Below are 15,596 nucleotides of genomic sequence, written 5' to 3' on the forward strand. Positions count from 1 at the left end.
CGTGGTCGGTCACGTTCCGTAGAACTTTTATGATCTTGATGTGCCGTTCAGGGGCTGTTTCGTCGCTCCCCGTCCGGCGGCACAGGGAGGGCGGCGGCCGTGGTCAGGCTTCCGGCAATAGGTGCGGACGCCCGGTGGCCGAGCGCGTGCCGCCGCTCCTTCCCCCCATGTGCCGCCGCCACCGCGCGTGACGTCGGCGGTGTCTCAGCCGGCGTCCTCGACGATGACCACTTCCAGGGTGCGCGGGCCGTGCACGCCCTCGACCCGGTCGAGTTCGATGTCGCTGGTGGCCGAAGGGCCGCTGATCCAGGTCAGCGGCCGGAGCGGATCCAGATGGGGGAGCGCCTGGGGGACGCTCGCCACGATCCGTTCCGCCGGGACGACGCACAGGTGGTAGTCGGGCACCAGGGTGATGGCCCGACGGCCCTGGTCGGCCCCGGCGTCGAGCACGATCGTTCCGGTCTCGGCGATCGCCACCGCGCACCCGGTGACCACGCCCGCGGCGGCGTCCAGCTCCGCCACCCCCAGGCCGTCGTCGTGGACCACCTCCACCCCGGCTCGCTGCAGCCACGCCTCGGGAAGGCCGGGTGGGACGACGAACGGACCCGGTCCACGGCGCTGGAGCGCGGCTCCGACGGTTCGGGCCAGGCCGGCCGGACGCACCCGGTGCACGACCGCGCGGTAGTCGACCAGCCGGTCGGCCAATAGCGCCACCGGATCCCCCAGACCGTGCTCGCGCGCGTAGCCGCGGGGGACCGGGGCGTCCTCGGGGGCCTCCTCGCGGGGCACGTCGGCCAGCGCCGCCCGCACCCGGGCCAGGACGCGTTCGCGTGATCCGGTCACTGTTCACCCTCCTTCGTGTGCCGCTTGCGCCACCAGTCACGGAACGACTCGGGCGGGATGTCGGGGATGTCGCGCGTGTCGGTCCAGGCCGCCCCGGGACCGGGCAGGTGCCGGGGGACCAGGCCGCGCGCCGCCCCGGCCGCGCGCTGGGCCAGGGCGAGCCTGCGGTCGTCGCCGAACACCCACCCGGCCGCGGCCATGGCGGCCTTCTCGGCGCGGTGCCCCTTGCCCTCGACCACCCGTTCGCGCAGGTGCACCAGCACCTCGGGGATGTCGATCGCCACCGGGCAGACCTCGTAACACGCCCCGCACAGGGAGGAGGCGTAGGGCAGCGACGCGTCCAGTTCCGAGGTGACGCCACGGAGCTGGGGGGTCAGGATCGCGCCGATCGGACCGGGATAGACCGAACCGTAGGCGTGGCCGCCCGCGCGTTCGTAGACCGGGCAGATGTTGAGGCAGGCCGAGCAGCGGATGCAGCGCAGCGCCTGGCGGCCGACGGTGTCGGCGAGGGTGGCGCTGCGCCCGTTGTCCAGCAGCACCAGGTGGAACTCCCGAGGGCCGTCACCCGGTGTGACGCCGGTCCAGGTGGAGGTGTAGGGGTTCATGCGCTCCCCGGTGGAGGAGCGCGGCAGCAACTGGAGGAACACCTCCAGGTCGCTCCAGGTCGGCACGACCTTCTCGATCCCCACCACGGAGATGAGGGTGTCGGGCAGGGTCAGGCACATCCGCCCGTTGCCCTCCGACTCCAGTACCACCAGTGTGCCGGTGTCGGCCACCGCGAAGTTCGCCCCCGAGATCGCGACCTTCGTGCTGAGGAACTTCTCCCGCAGGTGGACCCGCGCGGCCTCGGCCAGCGCCCGCGGGTCGTCGGTCAGGCCCTCGGGTGCGGGGACGCCCCACTCGGCCATCCTGGTCCGGAAGATCTCGCGGATCTCCGACCGGTTGCGGTGGATGGCCGGGACGAGGATGTGCGAGGGGGTGTCGTCGCCGAGCTGGACGATCAGCTCGGCCAGGTCGGTCTCGTAGGCGGTGATCCCGGCTTCGCCCAGCGCCTCGTTGAGCCCGATCTCCTGGGTCGCCATGGATTTGACCTTGACCACCTCGTCGTGGCCGGTGGCGCGCACCAGGTCGGTGACGATCCGGTTGGCCTCGGCCGCGTCGGCCGCCCAGTGCACGGTGCCGCCGGCCGCGGTGACCGACGCCTCCAAACGCTCCAGGTAGACGTCGAGGTGACGGAGCACCCGGTCCTTGATCGCCGCGCCGGCGGCGCGCAACCGGGCCCAGTCGTCGAGCTCGTCGACGACCGCCGCGCGCTTGTCGCGGATGGTGTGGGTGGCCTTGCGGAGGTTGTGACGCAACTGGGCGTTGCCGGTGGCGGCTCGGGCGGCGTCGGGAAACGCCGGCATGCCGACGAAGGTCGTGCTCATAGGGCGGGCTCCTCCTCGGTCGAGGCCAGGATCTCGGCCAGGTGCAGCACGCGCACGCCGGTCCGCTGCCGGCTGAGCGTGCCGCCGATGTGCATCAGACAGGAGTTGTCGACGGCGCACAGCACCTCGGCGCCGGTGTCGGCGGCGTGCCGGGCCTTGTCCGATCCCATCGCCGCGGAGACCGCCGCGTTCTTCACCGCGAACGTGCCGCCGAAGCCGCAGCATTCGGTCGCCCCGTCGAGTTCGACCAGCTCCAGGCCGCGCACCGCCCGCAACAGGCGCTCGGGCCGGTCCCCCAGGCGCAATAGCCGCAGGCCGTGGCAGGTGGGGTGGTAGGTGACCCGGTGCGGGAAGTAGGCGCCGACGTCGGTCACCCCCAGCACGTCGACGAGCAGCTCGCTGAGGTCCAGGACCTTCGGGGCCACCCGTTCGACCTCGCGCCGCAGCCGGCTCCCCGGCTCGCCCAGGCGCGGATAGTTGTCACGGACCATGCCGGCGCACGAGCCGGAGGGGACCAGGACGGCGTCGTAGTCGGCGAAGGTCTCCACGAACCGCACCGCCAGCTTCTGGGCGTCGCGCCGGTACCCCGTGTTGTAGTGCATCTGCCCGCAACATGTCTGTGCCTGGGGAAACTCCACCTCGTGGCCCAGGCGTTCGAGCAGCCGTAGGACCGCCCGTCCCGTCCGTGGGAAGAGGGTGTCGTTGACACAGGTGATGAACAGGGCGATCCGCATGGGCTCCCTCATTCCGTTGGCCGGCACCGCGCCGATGCCACGACCGTACGCCGTGGCCGGCGCGGTGCCGCTGATCTCCTCTGCCGCGGCGTGTGTCGCCGCGGTGGTGGTCGCCGGTGGCGGGGACCGTTCCCCGCGCCCGGGTCCGGGACGGGCCGTGGGCGCTGCCGCCCCGGCCCCGCGACCTCCTCCGGCTCCATCACGTCCCCGGGACGCGGGGAGGGCCGTTCCGGCCGGTCCTCAGGGGCCACAGCAGGTGATACACGCCGAAGAGCATGTTCGGCGGGGCCGTCGTGGACCGGTTTCCCGGTGACCCGCGACCGCGAATCCGGAACCTGGGGCGCCCAGCGCGTTGGAGCCGCCGGCCAGGGCCTGCACGTCTCGCGCGGCTCGTCGGTGTCCCACCGGCCACCGCCGTGGCGTGGCCGGGACCCGCTCGAAGGCGTCGGCGATGCCCCACGGTCTGGCCGGCCTTGAGGAACACCGCGGGGGGCCGGCTCCGCTCTCGGCCGGGTGGTCGGCGTGGTCCGACCCGGCGCACACGTTCTTCCCGGTCCGCGCGGCAGGTCGTTCGGCCCTCGATGCTCCGAAGCGGAGGATCTTCACGTCGCCTCCCGGTCAGGGGTTCCACGGCCCGGAATGATCATTGGTCTGATCACTTCGCGGTGTCTTGAGCCAGAGACGGCTTATAGCGAGTTTCTCGGTCGCATATGCCGCGTGATGGAAAAATTGGTCTGACCACTTCTACTCGCGGAGACCGGAAGGTGTCAAGATGGTGGACGGCCCCGCCGCGCCGCGGCCAGACCCGTGAACCACCCGAGGAGCCACAGTGAGCAGCCCCGACGTCCCGCCCGCCGACCCGGCCGCCGAGGCCGACCGCGTACCGGTCACCCAGCGCGCGATCGAGCAGATCAAGGCGATGATCGCCGACGGGACCCTGCGCCCGGGGCAACGACTGCCCACCGAACGCGAACTGGCGGCGGAACTGGGGCTGTCACGCAGCTCCATGCGCGAGGCGATCCGGGCCCTGACCACCCTGGGCGTGTTGGAGGCCCGCCACGGGGCCGGGGTGTACGTCACCGCCCTGCGCCCCGCCGACCTGCTGGAGACCTTCTCCGTCCTGGCCGAGGTGGCGCGCGGCGAGACCCTGGTCGAGGTCCTCCAGGTGCGCCGGATCCTGGAACCCGCCGCCACCGCGCTGGCCGCGGCGCGCGCCGACGACGACCAACTGCGCCGGCTCGGCACCGTGCTGGAACGCATCGGCCGGGACGAGGGCATCGGCGACACCGTCGCGGCGGACCTCTCCTTCCACCAGGCCATCGTCGAGATGACGGGAAACACCACCCTCGCCGCGATCAACGGCGGCCTGTCCTCCCGCACCTTCAAGGCCCGGGTCTGGCACGGCCACCACGAGGCGGGAGTCGTCGCCCGGCTACGCGAGGACCACGAACGCATCTACCGGGCCCTTCTCGCCAGGGACCCCGACGCCGCCCGGGCCGCGGCCACCATGCACGTCCTGGAGGTCGAGAACTGGCTGTGCGCCCACCTCGACGACTTCGCCTGAGGAGCTGACGGACACCTCCAGCGAAAAAGGCGGCGGGCCGGGAGGAACCCCCTCCCGGCCCGCGCGGCGCCCGCCCCTAGACGAGCTCGCGTGGGATGACGCTGTCCCACTCGCGGGAGAAGACCCGTTCACCGCCCTCATAGGCGTCGAGCTGGGCGTACAGGTGGAAGTCGTCGGGCGTGGAGGTCACGACGGTGCGGGTGACCGTCGTGACCGACCAGTCGCCGCGTTCGAACCCCATCGTCCACTCGGTCTCGCCCCGCACCGAGGTGAAGTCGTCTCCGGTCCAGGAGTACTCCTCCCGGGAACGGCGGGTCACGTCCAGACCGATGTCGTCGAAACGGACCGTGCCCAGATCCTTGACCACCTCCAGCGCCGAACGGTAGGTGACCAGGTCACGGCTGACGTTCCAGCGCTGCTCTCCCGGCTCCACCACACTGCTGCGGATCGGCGGGGTCCCCTCGGGGGCCTCGAACGGCGCCGGATCGACCTCGTCGTCGGCGTCGGCGCGCCGGACCGGCAGCGCCAGCGCCGTGTGGCCGCCCAGGTGCACGGTCAGCAGCGCGGGTTCGGGCGGCGGCCAGGCCAGCGGCCAGTACGACGTGGACAGCGACAGGCGCAGCCGGTGCCCCGGCGGGAACGCCTGGGCCACCCCGTTGAGCGCGACCGAGACGCGGTAGCGCCGTCCCGGCTCCAACGGCCGGGGCCGCTCATGGCCCTGCGCGTGGGTCAGGTTGAGCAGGCCGTAGGTGACCCGCGTCGCCTTGCCGTCGGGGGCGACGTCGGACAACCGCACCGCGACCATGGCGACCGGCCGGTTCACCGAGAACTCCAGGTCCAGTCGCGGGGCACCGTGGATCTCCAGCCGCTCGGTGAGCACGGCGCCGTCGAACACCAGCGAACCGCCGTCCTCCTCGCGCTGGTCGTAGGGCAGGTCGGGCGGCGCGTTGTAGGAACACCACTTGCCGGCGAACTGGCCCACGGACAGCGGTGACTGCACGGTGAGGTCGCGCTCGCCCACCTCGGTGCCGGGGGGCGCCAAAGCCCCGCGCTCCAGCGGCAACCGGACCTCGCCGATGTGGGGGGAGGGCCAGGCCGGCTCTCCCACCCAGCGGCCGGGCCGGTCCTCGTAGGCGGTGGAGGGGGGCACGCTCTCCTGCATCCAGGTGCGCAGCATGGGGCCGTCCATGATGCCGTTGTCCTCGTCCTTGAGCCAACGGTCCCACCAGCGCACCGCGTGCTGGAGGAAGCCGATCGCCGGCCCCGGCTCACCCAGGTGCGGGTACTTGTGCGACCAGGGGCCGATCAGTCCCAGCCGGGGCACCTCCAGCCCCTCCATGAGACGGAAGACCGCGTTGGAGTACCCGTCGGCCCAGCCGCTCACCGCGAGCACCGGCACCTGGATCGCCGACAGGTCCTCGCACACCGACCCGTGCCGCCAGTAGGCGTCCCGGTGCTGGTGGCGCAGCCAGGTGTCCAGCCACAGGCCGCTGCCCTCCAACCGCTCCCGCCACATCCGCCTCCATCGGTCGCCGACCAGCTCGGGGTCGGGAGGACAGGAGTTGTAGGCGAACATGGTCGAGGCCCACGAGAGGTTGTCGCCGAGCAGACAGCCCCCCATGTAGTGGACGTCGTCGGCGTAACGGTCGTCGGTGGAGCACACCGTGATGATCGCCGACAGGCCGGGCGGGCGCCGCGCGGCGACCTGGAGGGCGTTGAACCCGCCCCAGGAGATCCCCATCATCCCGGTACGGCCGTCACACCAGGGCCGCGCGGCCAGCCAGGCCAGCACCTCCTCGGCGTCCCGCAGCTCCTGCTCCAGGTACTCGTCGGTCAGCACGCCCTCGGAGTCGCCGCTGCCACGCAGGTCCACCCGCACGCAGGCATAGCCGTGCCCGGCCAGGTAGGGGTGGTGGATGGAGTCGCGCTGCGCGGTCAGATCGCGCTTGCGGTAGGGGATGAACTCCAGCACGGCGGGCACCGGACGCTCCCTCGAGTCCTCGGGCCGCCAGATCCGCGCGGCCAGCCGGGTTCCGTCCGACATCGGGATCTCGACGTGCTCGTCCTCCCGCACCGGGTGCGGCAGGGAGGTGACCGTTCGCATCCTCCTCAGACCTCCTCCCTCATCGGTCTTCGGCGTCGCCGACGGTGTCGATCTCGAAGGGCAGCGCGGCGACGCACCGGTCGTACTTGTCCTTCAGCTCCTCCTCGTCGCGCGCGCCGACGAAGACCTGGGCGAGTTCGTAGCTGTAGCTGTCCTGGCCGGGCAGCCGTGACAGCCGGTCGCCCTCGTGCGCCACGACCTTCACGGTCGTGCCCGGGATCTCGCGCTCCACACGGGCCACATCCTCGGGGCCGGGCGCGCGACGCACCACGCCGTCCTCGAAACGGCGCAGGAACCACTTCGCGGCGACCGCGTACTCGCCGTCACCCGGGGAGAGCTCGGGGGAGCGGCCCAGCGCCAGGCTCAGCGCGCACTCGTGGTTGGGGTGCCGTCGACGTACTCGAACAGCTTGGCGTGGGACTGGGAGTGGCGCGGGTTGACCTCCAGCAGCCGGATCCGGTCGGTCTCGGGGTCCCAGAAGAACTCGATGTTGAAGGTGACCGAGTCCAGGCCGAGGCGTTCGACGACCCGGCGGGAGACGGCGGTGAGCCGTTCGGTGACATGCCCGGGCAACCGTGAGGGGTACTGGTAGCGCAGGAAACTGGGACTGTCGGGGTAGAGCAGCGAGTCCACGACGCCGTAGACGACGACCTCGCCCTCGTGGACGTACCCCTCGACGGTGACCTGTCGCCCGCCGACCTCCTCCTCGGCCAGGCAGGCCGTCCCCCCGGCCTCGGCGATCGCGGCCGGCGGGTTCACCCGCCCCAGCACGTACTCGAACGGCTCGCCGATCCGGCCGGCGCCCTCGTTGATCTCGGCCAGGGCGGAACGGAACTCCTCATCGTCGGTGACCCGGAAGGCCAGTTCGGAGGAGAAGGACTTCACCGGTTTGAGCCACATGGGGTAGGACAGGCCGGCCGGCGGCTCCGTGGCGTCCTGCGCGACCTCAGCGAAGCCGGGCAGTTCGTCGATGACCTCGCGCTGCTCCAGCCGGCTCCAGTACTTGTGCTCGCACTTGACCACGGACTCCAGCGACGCCGAAGGCAGCCCGTACTCCTCGCACAGGATCGGGACCATCGAGCTGACCGGGAAGTCCCAGTAGCCCATGATGGCGTCGACCGTGCCGTCGAACGCCTCCAGCTGCGCGCGGGCGCGTTCCAGGAGCGCGGGCACGTCGATGTCCTCGTGCTGGAGTTCCTCGATCGTCAGCAGCCCGTGGAAACGGTAGCGCGACAGGTGCGGAAGGCTCCCCAGGGTCTCGCGGTTGTGCTCGTCCAGTCCCAGGACGAAGATGTTCTCGGCCATGGTGACCTCCTTGTCTGTCGCCTTTGCCGTACCCGCACTGTCCGTTTCACTCCTTTTTCGGTTCTTTGGGAGACGTGGGACGCGCCACGTCGTCGTATGAGGGGCCCGCTCCGCTCGGTGCGTCTCCCGGTTCGCCCGCCCGCTCTCCGCCGTCGCCGTGCCGGGTGAGAAGGGGGCCGCCGGCGCCCGTACAGCGGTTTCCACCGTTTTCCGGCGGACGATCGCGGGGCTCGGGAAGGCGTCGCCTCGACGCCGGCACCTCCCGGTTCGACGGCATGGAAGAGGTCCACCGCCTGATCTCCTGGCTCAACGGCGTCTACGCCATGCAGCGGGCACTGGCGGAGGTCCTGCGGCGTCACGCCAAGGACGCCGAAGGCCCGCCCGAGGCGCGGGCGCGCATCGAGCGCCACATCGGGGAGACCCGCGAGCAGGCCGAGATCGTCCGCGGGCGCATCGAGACCCTCGGTGACGGCGTGTCCGGTGTCAAGAGCGCCTTCGCCGACGTGTTCGGCGCGATGCAGGGCATGGGCCGGCGCGGGACGCGATGGTCAAGGACGCCCTGGCCGATTACGCCCCCGAGCAGGTCGAGATCGCCTCCTAGCGGGCGCTGATCGAAACCGCCCACCGGCTCGGCGAGGAGCAGATCGCGGCGAAGCTCACCGGCATCCTCCGCCAGGAGACGGCCCGTCTCCTGGAAGAGAGGCCGCCCGGTGCCGTTCACGCGGCCTGGTGGACGCCGTCGGGGAAGAGCCCGCTCCCCCCAGTGGACCCCGCCGCGGGTGGTCCCTCGCGGCAGGGGAGGGGCCGCCCGCGGGGTGTAGGACAGGGGCCTTTCCGCTGACGGTCCGGCCCGGGACCGCTGTGACCGCGGACGCCCTCCCGGGCCGGGAACGGCCCGGTTCTCGGCCTCCCCGACACCCGCGGCCGGGAACCGGGGGCGGGCTCATGACCACAGCGGCGCCGGGGGAGGGCGGAGGGCCGGGTCTGCCGTCCGGAGGCCGGTGCGGCCTGTGATCTGTGACCCGCGCCTTGTCCCGCCGACCGCGGTGAAGAAGGCCGGAAAGTCGGGCTATATGCATGTATCTTCCTGAAAGAAGAAAAAGGGTTTGTCGTGGTTAATACTCCAAATGCCTTTTAGGGGAGGAAAAGGAGTTTCTGATTTCCGGTGGGGTGGGAGTGGTGTGCATTCCCTGAAGGTCTGCGGGGTGCGTGTCGTGGGATGGCGCGTGCGAGACGGAGGGGTTTCGCCCTGTGGAGGTATTGACCCTCTTCATGGCCTGACTTAGCCTGGGAGTCGTGTCGTGAATCGTCCGCCCGTTCAGATGGCGAGGGAAGGGTGGATATGGCGTTCCCCGCCGCATCGGAAAATGCTGTTCTCCGGCGCGGGGGAATACAGGAAAATGCGTCTTCGGTCGATGTCTGGGAGCGACGTGGAATCTTCGGAGACCGAATGAGCGGACCCGTGGTGGTGGGCGCCCTCATTCGCGACGGCCGCGACCGGGTGTTCGTCCAACGCAGATCCGAGTCCCGCTCCCTCTTTCCCGGGTGCTGGGACATCGTGGGTGGCGCGGTCGAACCGGGCGAGACACTCATCGAGGCCCTGCGCAGAGAAATCCTCGAAGAGACCGGATGGCGGCTGAGGCGGACGCTCACATGCCTCGGGCGCCGTGAATGGGAGGCCGAAGGTGTGGTCCACAGCGAGGTCGACTTCGTCGTGGACGTCATCGGAGACCTGGACGCTCCACGGCTCGAACGGGACAAGCATTCCTGTTTTGCGTGGCTCTCTCCCCGTGACATCGCGATCCTCGATGAGGACGCGCGCCGCACCGGAAGCGATTTCATCCGAAACGTCGTCGCGGATGCGCATCGTTGGCTAAGGGAAACGTCGTCAGGGTGACGTCCCGGGAACCTGGGGCGCATTCGGAGAAAATACGTCCCCCGAGCCCCGGTCGGAAGGCGTGAACCCGCTCGACGCCGCAGAAGGGACACCCGTGTCCGCTGTCCGTGGAAGAAAGCCCCCTCGTTCGATAGCGGTCGGATTCGCCGGAAAACAAGGACGCGAATACCTACCGTTGCTCATGAAGTACTCCCGGCCGGTCGGGCTCGTCGAAAGCTCGGCCGAAGGCGAGGAGACCGCCCGCAGGCTCGGTCTCCCCCACTTCGACAGCGTCGAATCCGCGCTGCGCGCCGTCGATTTCGACCTGGCGCTCATCACCGTCCCGCACAGCGCCCATTACGCCATGTGCGAGCTCCTGCTGGGCAGCGGAAAACACGTCATCAAGGAGAAACCCTTCGCGATCACCGAACGCGACGCCGAGTCGCTGACCCGGCTCGCGGTGGCCAACGACCGCAGCGTCTACACCCTGGTACAGCGTAGTTTCGTGGCGACCTTCGACTTCGCCCGGCGCCATCTTCCCCAGATCGGGCGCCCCTACTGGTTCGCCTACGACTACCACCTCGATCTTCCCGAACCGACCTGTGGCTGGCGGGCCGACTACGCCCGCGCGCTCGGCGGGGTCATGCTCGACATGGGCTATCACGTCATCGACGTGATCAACGCCTATTTCGGTATGCCCGCGTCGGTGCAGAGCACCTTCCTGCACTGTTACGAGGAGATGCGCCTGCGCCGCCTGGAGGACCTGGCCAGCGTGCAGCTCTACTATCCGTCGGGTTCCATGGCCGGGACCGTCACGGTGTCCCGCCATTACCACGAGAAGACCGAGCGCCTGACGGTCCTCGGAGCCGAGGGGACCTTCCGGGTCGAGCCCGGCAGTGCCGAACTGCGCTCTCGCAGGGGCGAGTACATCGACCGGCTGTCGCCGCAGACGCCCAAGGGAGCCGTTGTCGAGGCGATGTTCTCGCACTACGTGCGACACCTGGACGACCGCGAGTACCGCGCGGCCCACCTCGCGCGGCAGCGGAGCACCGTGCGGCTGATCGACGGCATCTACGCCAGTGGCGCCGGCCGGACGGCGTGTGGGGCGCCCCCGGCCGTGACCGTCGGCCCCCGACCCGGCGACGACGGCGCCGAACCGTCCACGGACCCGAACGGAGGACCAGAACGATGGCGGACCGATCCGACGAACTCGCACTGTTCGGTGGTGAGCCCGTAATCACGCTTCCACGGCCGCACGAGGTGTGGCCTCCTCCCGCGGACCCCGCCGAACTCGCGGCCCTGGCGGCGCAGCGCGACGACGACATCTCGATCAAAGGGCGTTGCGGCCCCATCGCCAGGTTCGAGACCGAGTTCCTGGAGTTCCTGGAAGGGCGGGTCCGCCACGCCGTCACCTTCAACTCGGGTACCAGCGCGCTGTTCGCCGCCTATTTCGCCCTGGGGGTGACCGAGGGGGTCGAGGTCGTCGGTCCGGCCCTGACCTACCACGCGGCCCTCAGCCCGGTCTACGCCCTTCGCGGCAGCGTGGTGCTGGCCGACGTGGACGTCCAGACGCGCGGCATCTCGCCCGCGGCCGTGCGGGCGGCCATCACCGAGAACACGCGGGTGATCACCGTGGTCCACCAGTGGGGGCACCCCTGCGACATGGACGCGATCCTGCGCATCGCCGAGGAGAACGGGCTACGGGTCCTCGAGGACTGCTCGCACGCGCACGGCAGTCGCTACAAGGGGCGGCCGGTCGGTACGTTCGGCGACGCCGCGGTCTTCTCCCTCCAGGCCAACAAGGCCGTCTTCGCGGGCGAGGGCGGGATCCTCGTCACCGACGACCGCGCGGTCCACGACCGCGCCACCCTCCTGGGGCACTACCGCGACCGCTCGCGCGAGGAGATCGACGACGAGTCGCTCCGACGCTACTGGGTGAGCGGGTTCGGGCTGAAGCTGCGCATGTCCCCCTTCAACGCGGTCGTCGCCAGTCACGCCCTGGCGGCCTTCCCCGAACGGAAGGAGGCCCGACACCGTTGTCTGCGCTACCTCACCGACCGCCTCGCCGATGTGGACTACATCGAGCCGGTCCACGTCTGCGACGAGGTGGACATGGGGGCCTGGTACGGCTACAAGCCGCTGTACCGGCCCAAGGCCCTGGAGGGGATCTCCCGCGGCACCCTGATCGCCGCTCTGCGGGCCGAGGGCATGGAGGTCGGGGCGCCCTCCGGCCCCCGGCTGGCCACCCTTCCCCTCTATTGCGCAGAGGCCAACCCCCTGTTCCCCGAGGCCCGCTACCTCCCCAACCGAGTGCGCCCCGGCACGAACGCCGAGTTCGTCGAGGCGCACGCCCTGTCCCTCCCGACCTTCTACCGGTGGCCGCAGGACAAGGAACTGATCGACCACTACGTCGAGGCGTTCCACAAGATCCACCGGCACCGCGTCGCACTGGCCGAGTACGACACCCGATCACGATGAACGTGTCGAACCGGACATGTGGAAAGGACGACCATGGCCACCAAGGAACCTCTACGCCTCGCCGAGGAGACGCTCGAACGCGCCATCAACACCGAGGGGTTTCCCGATACCTTCACCCTGCTCGGAAGGGAGTGGACCCTGCGCCGGGGGGTGTTCCCCGGCACCGTCACCGCGGCCACGGAGGTCATGGCGTCGGCCCTTCCCTACCCTGTCGGCGGATCGTTCCTCGAAGTGGGGTCCGGGAGCGGGGTCATCTCGGTGACGGCCGCGTTGAGGGGCGTCGCTTCGGTGACCGCGCTGGACATCAACACCGAGGCGGTCGCCAATACCGAGGACAACGCCCGGTTACACGGTGTCGAGAGCCGGGTCCGCAGCCTGCACAGCGACCTGTTCGCGGCGTTGGCGCCCCGGGAACGCTTCGACCTCGTCTTCTGGAACGTGCCGTGGACGTGGGTTCCCAACGACTTCTCCATGTCCTCCCGGCTGCACAGCGCGGTGTTCGACCCCGGTTACCGGGCCCAGGCGCGTTTCATCGCCGAGGCCCACGACCACCTCGCCCCCGGGGGCAGGGTCCTCATCGGTACGGCCGACCTCGCCGACGGCGCGCTGCTGGAACGGCTGGCCGGGGACGCGGGACGCCGCCTTCGGCTGCTGCGCAGGATCCGGCGCATCGAAGTCCACCGCGTCATGGAGTACTGGTTGCTCGAACTCCTAGAGGCCTAGATCGATGGCCTCTCGCCGAAGCCGTACCGTCTCGCCCGCGGCCCCGAAGGAGACGGTACGGCCCACGGGTCATGACACGGCGCCGAACAGCCCCTCGACGTCGGGCGACCCCGACTTGGCCTGGGCGACCGACCTGAGGTCTGACTCGACCATCATCCGCACCAGCTCTTCGAAACCGACCCGCGCCTGCCAGCCCAGTTCCCGCCGGGCCAGCGTCGAGTCAGCGCGGAGCGTGTCGACCTCGGCCGGCCGGATCAGGTCCTGGTCGACCAGCACGTGTGCGCGCCAATCGAGTCCGGCCGCAGCGAAGGCGGTCTCCACGACGTCCCGCACGGAATGGGTGCGCCCGGTGCCGATGACATAGTCCTTGGGCGTGTCCGAGCGCACCATGAGGTGCATGGCGCGCACGTAGTCTCCCGCGAACCCCCAGTCGCGCCGCGCTTCGAGGTTTCCCAGACGGAGGTGGTCGTCCAGCCCCAATTTGATTCTGGCGACCCCCAGAGTGATCTTCCGGGTGACGAATTCGGGGCCGCGTCTGGGAGACTCGTGGTTGAAGAGGATTCCGGACACGCAATGCATGCCGAATGACTCGCGATAATTCTGCGTGATGTAATGTCCGTAGGTCTTCGCGACGGCATAGGGGCTACGCGGATGGAACCCGGTCAATTCGTTCTGGGGTTCTTCGCGTACTTTTCCAAACATTTCCGATGAGGACGCCTGGTAGAACCTCATATCCTGGTGGCGGGGACCGTTTCCGGTGGCACCCAGAACCGTTCTCATGGCCTCAAGGAGCCGTAGCACGCCAAGGCCGGTCACCTCGGCGGTGATCTGGGGTTGCTTCCAGGAGAGGGGGACGTAGGAGATCGCCCCCAGGTTGTAGACCTCGTCGGGTTGTACCTGGTCGATGGCCGTGGTCAGGCTCTTCTGGTCCAGAAGGTCTCCCTGGACCAGGCCGATGTCCTTGAGCAGGGGGCGGATCCACGGCTTCCTCGGCGAATCCTGTCCACGGACCAGACCCCATACCCGGTAACCCTCGCCCAGTAGGTGCTCTGCCAGATATGAACCGTCCTGCCCGGTAATTCCGGTAATCAGTGCGCGCTTACTCAGGGGATCCCCCTTAAATGCGTCATGCACGGTGAACCTAGGAAATCCAGGTGTACCCGGACAGTGTAACCCCTCCTTTCGGAGAATGGCAGGGGGTGGTGGCGGGTACATTTCGATCAGGCGTTCACCGACGATGGGACTGAAGTAATGGCGAAAGCTGTCCACGCCTTCTCGGAGAGGCTTATTCTGCTCTCATCCGATACCCGGGAAGAGATAACGGCAATGGCCGGAGAACTTCTGGAAGAAGGCGATCGGGCCTTTGCCGGTGAGAAGGCGAGGCAACGGGACGTGGAGGAGCTCGCGCACCGGCTCGCGGTCCTCGGATCAGATCCCCCGGGGATGCTCAAAGGGCTGCGCCTCTTCCTCGAAGGGGTGCCCGACCGGTCCTGGGCCAGCGGGCGAGCGGCCTACGCGGACTCCCCGGTCGCCTGGTGCTTTGGCGGGCATGGCGGCCAATGGGCGGGCATGGGAAGCGACCTCGTCGACAGCATCCCCGCCGGAGCGGAGACGCTCGCCCGGATCGACTCCCTCTTCCGCGCCGAATCCGGTTTCGGCCTGGTGCAGATGTTGCGGGAGGCGCGTGAACGCCCGGTGGACGACCTCGCCGTCGTCCAGCCGCTCATCTTCGCCGTCCAGGTGGCCATCGCGCGGACACTTCTCACGCACGGGCTGCGGCCCGATCTGGTGGTCGGGTACAGCATGGGCGAGATCGCCGCGGCTCACGTGGCCGGCGCCCTCACCCTGTCCGACGCGGTCCGGGTGATGTACCACCGCTCCAGGCTGCTCGCCGCGACCCCCGCGGGTGGTCGGATGCTCGTCGCCCGGGGCGACACCGCCACCACGGAGCGCGCCTGCGCCGAATCGGCCGGGGCGGTGTCCATCGCGGCCCTCTCCTCACCGGGCGAGTCGGTACTGACCGGCGACGCCGACGCGCTGCGCCGGCTCGTCGAGCGCTGGGAGCCCGAAGGGCTCCGCTGCCGCTGGGTCCGGATCGACGCGGCCTCGCACAGTCCCGCCGTCGAGGGCGTGCTCGATGAGCTGCGGGGATGTCTCAGGGACGTCCGGCCGCGCGCCCCACGTCTGCGATGGGTCTCCACCGTCGATCCGGACCCGGCCGTCGCGCCGTGGGCCGACCCGTGCTACTGGGCTCGTAACCTTCGTGAACCCGTCCGGTTCGCCCCGGTCGTCGCCGCCCTCCTCGACGAGGGGGTCCGGATGTTCGTGGAGATCGGACCCCACCCGGTGCTTCGGGTCCCCCTACAGGGCAACATCCGCGCGGCAGGGACCGACCACGCGAAAGTGGTGGTGACGGGACGGCGGGGGATGGGGGAGCGGTCCGCCCTGCTTCGCGCGGTGGCCGAACTCTACTGTCATGGCGTCACAGGCGCCGATCGCCGAGTCCTGCTCGACCTCCGCGCAGGGCCGGGGGCCACGTGAG

At 69.9% G+C, this 15,596-nt stretch carries 14 protein-coding genes; 7 read left to right on the forward strand and 7 right to left on the reverse strand.

The window, feature by feature from the left end; all coding sequences use genetic code 11:
* Positions 1 to 204 precede the first annotated feature (204 nt).
* From ACYVHU_RS23485 to ACYVHU_RS23495, 3 genes are read right to left on the reverse strand one after another with little or no spacing between them, the layout of a single operon-like run.
* Positions 205 to 843 (reverse strand): LutC/YkgG family protein, encoded by a 639-nt coding sequence (locus ACYVHU_RS23485; protein WP_078763688.1) that lies wholly within the window; start codon positions 841 to 843, stop codon positions 205 to 207.
* Positions 840 to 2,270 (reverse strand): LutB/LldF family L-lactate oxidation iron-sulfur protein, encoded by a 1,431-nt coding sequence (locus ACYVHU_RS23490; RefSeq protein ID WP_078763687.1) that lies wholly within the window; start codon positions 2,268 to 2,270, stop codon positions 840 to 842. Before ACYVHU_RS23490 ends, ACYVHU_RS23485 begins: the two co-directional genes overlap by 4 nt.
* On the reverse strand, positions 2,267 to 3,004 hold the full coding sequence (locus ACYVHU_RS23495) for a (Fe-S)-binding protein (RefSeq protein ID WP_078763686.1): 738 nt from the start codon (positions 3,002 to 3,004) through the stop codon (positions 2,267 to 2,269). Before ACYVHU_RS23495 ends, ACYVHU_RS23490 begins: the two co-directional genes overlap by 4 nt.
* Before the next feature lie 829 nt (positions 3,005 to 3,833).
* Here ACYVHU_RS23495 and ACYVHU_RS23500 point away from each other — a divergent pair.
* Positions 3,834 to 4,568, forward strand: coding sequence for a FadR/GntR family transcriptional regulator (locus ACYVHU_RS23500; protein WP_078763685.1), 735 nt, complete (start codon positions 3,834 to 3,836; stop codon positions 4,566 to 4,568).
* Positions 4,569 to 4,644: 76 nt separating this feature from the next.
* Here the strand turns inward: ACYVHU_RS23500 and ACYVHU_RS23505 are convergent, their stop codons facing one another.
* From ACYVHU_RS23505 to ACYVHU_RS23515, 3 genes are all read right to left on the reverse strand, one after another.
* On the reverse strand, positions 4,645 to 6,672 hold the full coding sequence (locus ACYVHU_RS23505; RefSeq protein ID WP_078763684.1) for a CocE/NonD family hydrolase: 2,028 nt from the start codon (positions 6,670 to 6,672) through the stop codon (positions 4,645 to 4,647).
* 19 nt (positions 6,673 to 6,691) lie between these two features.
* Positions 6,692 to 6,904, reverse strand: a complete 213-nt coding sequence (locus ACYVHU_RS23510) for a hypothetical protein (protein WP_498949520.1) — start codon at positions 6,902 to 6,904, stop codon at positions 6,692 to 6,694.
* A gap of 131 nt (positions 6,905 to 7,035) precedes the next feature.
* Positions 7,036 to 7,977, reverse strand: coding sequence for an ATP-grasp domain-containing protein (locus ACYVHU_RS23515; RefSeq protein WP_498949521.1), 942 nt, complete (start codon positions 7,975 to 7,977; stop codon positions 7,036 to 7,038).
* Positions 7,978 to 8,252: 275 nt separating this feature from the next.
* On the opposite strand from ACYVHU_RS23515, the gene ACYVHU_RS23520 reads away from it, so the two are divergent.
* The 5 genes from ACYVHU_RS23520 to ACYVHU_RS23540 all read left to right on the forward strand — a co-directional run bounded on the left by ACYVHU_RS23520 (position 8,253) and on the right by ACYVHU_RS23540 (position 13,054).
* The gene (locus ACYVHU_RS23520) at positions 8,253 to 8,588 is read left to right on the forward strand and encodes a DUF892 family protein (protein ID WP_498949522.1); all 336 of its coding nucleotides are present in this window, start codon (positions 8,253 to 8,255) and stop codon (positions 8,586 to 8,588) included.
* Between the two features lie 839 nt (positions 8,589 to 9,427).
* Positions 9,428 to 9,874 (forward strand): NUDIX hydrolase, encoded by a 447-nt coding sequence (locus ACYVHU_RS23525; RefSeq protein ID WP_078763682.1) that lies wholly within the window; start codon positions 9,428 to 9,430, stop codon positions 9,872 to 9,874.
* Positions 9,875 to 9,968: 94 nt separating this feature from the next.
* Positions 9,969 to 11,090, forward strand: a complete 1,122-nt coding sequence (locus ACYVHU_RS23530) for a Gfo/Idh/MocA family protein (RefSeq protein ID WP_268805629.1) — start codon at positions 9,969 to 9,971, stop codon at positions 11,088 to 11,090.
* Positions 11,042 to 12,331 carry a DegT/DnrJ/EryC1/StrS aminotransferase family protein gene (locus ACYVHU_RS23535; protein WP_078763680.1) on the forward strand — a complete coding sequence of 430 codons (1,290 nt, stop codon included), beginning with the start codon at positions 11,042 to 11,044 and terminating at the stop codon, positions 12,329 to 12,331. Before ACYVHU_RS23530 ends, ACYVHU_RS23535 begins: the two co-directional genes overlap by 49 nt.
* Before the next feature lie 33 nt (positions 12,332 to 12,364).
* Positions 12,365 to 13,054 carry a methyltransferase gene (locus ACYVHU_RS23540; protein WP_078763679.1) on the forward strand — a complete coding sequence of 230 codons (690 nt, stop codon included), beginning with the start codon at positions 12,365 to 12,367 and terminating at the stop codon, positions 13,052 to 13,054.
* A 69-nt stretch (positions 13,055 to 13,123) separates the two neighbouring features.
* Here the strand turns inward: ACYVHU_RS23540 and ACYVHU_RS23545 are convergent, their stop codons facing one another.
* Positions 13,124 to 14,188 carry a GDP-mannose 4,6-dehydratase gene (locus tag ACYVHU_RS23545; RefSeq protein WP_432940899.1) on the reverse strand — a complete coding sequence of 355 codons (1,065 nt, stop codon included), beginning with the start codon at positions 14,186 to 14,188 and terminating at the stop codon, positions 13,124 to 13,126.
* Between the two features lie 192 nt (positions 14,189 to 14,380).
* Between ACYVHU_RS23545 and ACYVHU_RS23550 the strand changes: the two genes are divergently transcribed.
* The gene (locus tag ACYVHU_RS23550; RefSeq protein WP_159457300.1) at positions 14,381 to 15,595 is read left to right on the forward strand and encodes an acyltransferase domain-containing protein; all 1,215 of its coding nucleotides are present in this window, start codon (positions 14,381 to 14,383) and stop codon (positions 15,593 to 15,595) included.
* The last annotated feature ends 1 nt before the right edge of the window (position 15,596 follow it).

The sequence above is a fragment of the Marinactinospora endophytica genome (assembly GCF_054780875.1).

What these genes read in the sequence shown, in the direction of transcription:
- ACYVHU_RS23490 (WP_078763687.1), bottom strand. Translation starts at nt 2,270, where the DNA reads ATGAGCACGACCTTCGTCGGCATGCCGGCGTTTCCCGACGCCGCCCGA.
- ACYVHU_RS23495 (WP_078763686.1), bottom strand. Translation starts at nt 3,004, where the DNA reads ATGCGGATCGCCCTGTTCATCACCTGTGTCAACGACACCCTCTTCCCA.
- ACYVHU_RS23505 (WP_078763684.1), bottom strand. Translation starts at nt 6,672, where the DNA reads ATGCGAACGGTCACCTCCCTGCCGCACCCGGTGCGGGAGGACGAGCAC.
- ACYVHU_RS23515 (WP_498949521.1), bottom strand. Translation starts at nt 7,977, where the DNA reads ATGGCCGAGAACATCTTCGTCCTGGGACTGGACGAGCACAACCGCGAG.
- ACYVHU_RS23520 (WP_498949522.1), top strand. Translation starts at nt 8,253, where the DNA reads ATGGAAGAGGTCCACCGCCTGATCTCCTGGCTCAACGGCGTCTACGCC.
- ACYVHU_RS23525 (WP_078763682.1), top strand. Translation starts at nt 9,428, where the DNA reads ATGAGCGGACCCGTGGTGGTGGGCGCCCTCATTCGCGACGGCCGCGAC.
- ACYVHU_RS23535 (WP_078763680.1), top strand. Translation starts at nt 11,042, where the DNA reads ATGGCGGACCGATCCGACGAACTCGCACTGTTCGGTGGTGAGCCCGTA.
- ACYVHU_RS23540 (WP_078763679.1), top strand. Translation starts at nt 12,365, where the DNA reads ATGGCCACCAAGGAACCTCTACGCCTCGCCGAGGAGACGCTCGAACGC.
- ACYVHU_RS23550 (WP_159457300.1), top strand. Translation starts at nt 14,381, where the DNA reads ATGGCCGGAGAACTTCTGGAAGAAGGCGATCGGGCCTTTGCCGGTGAG.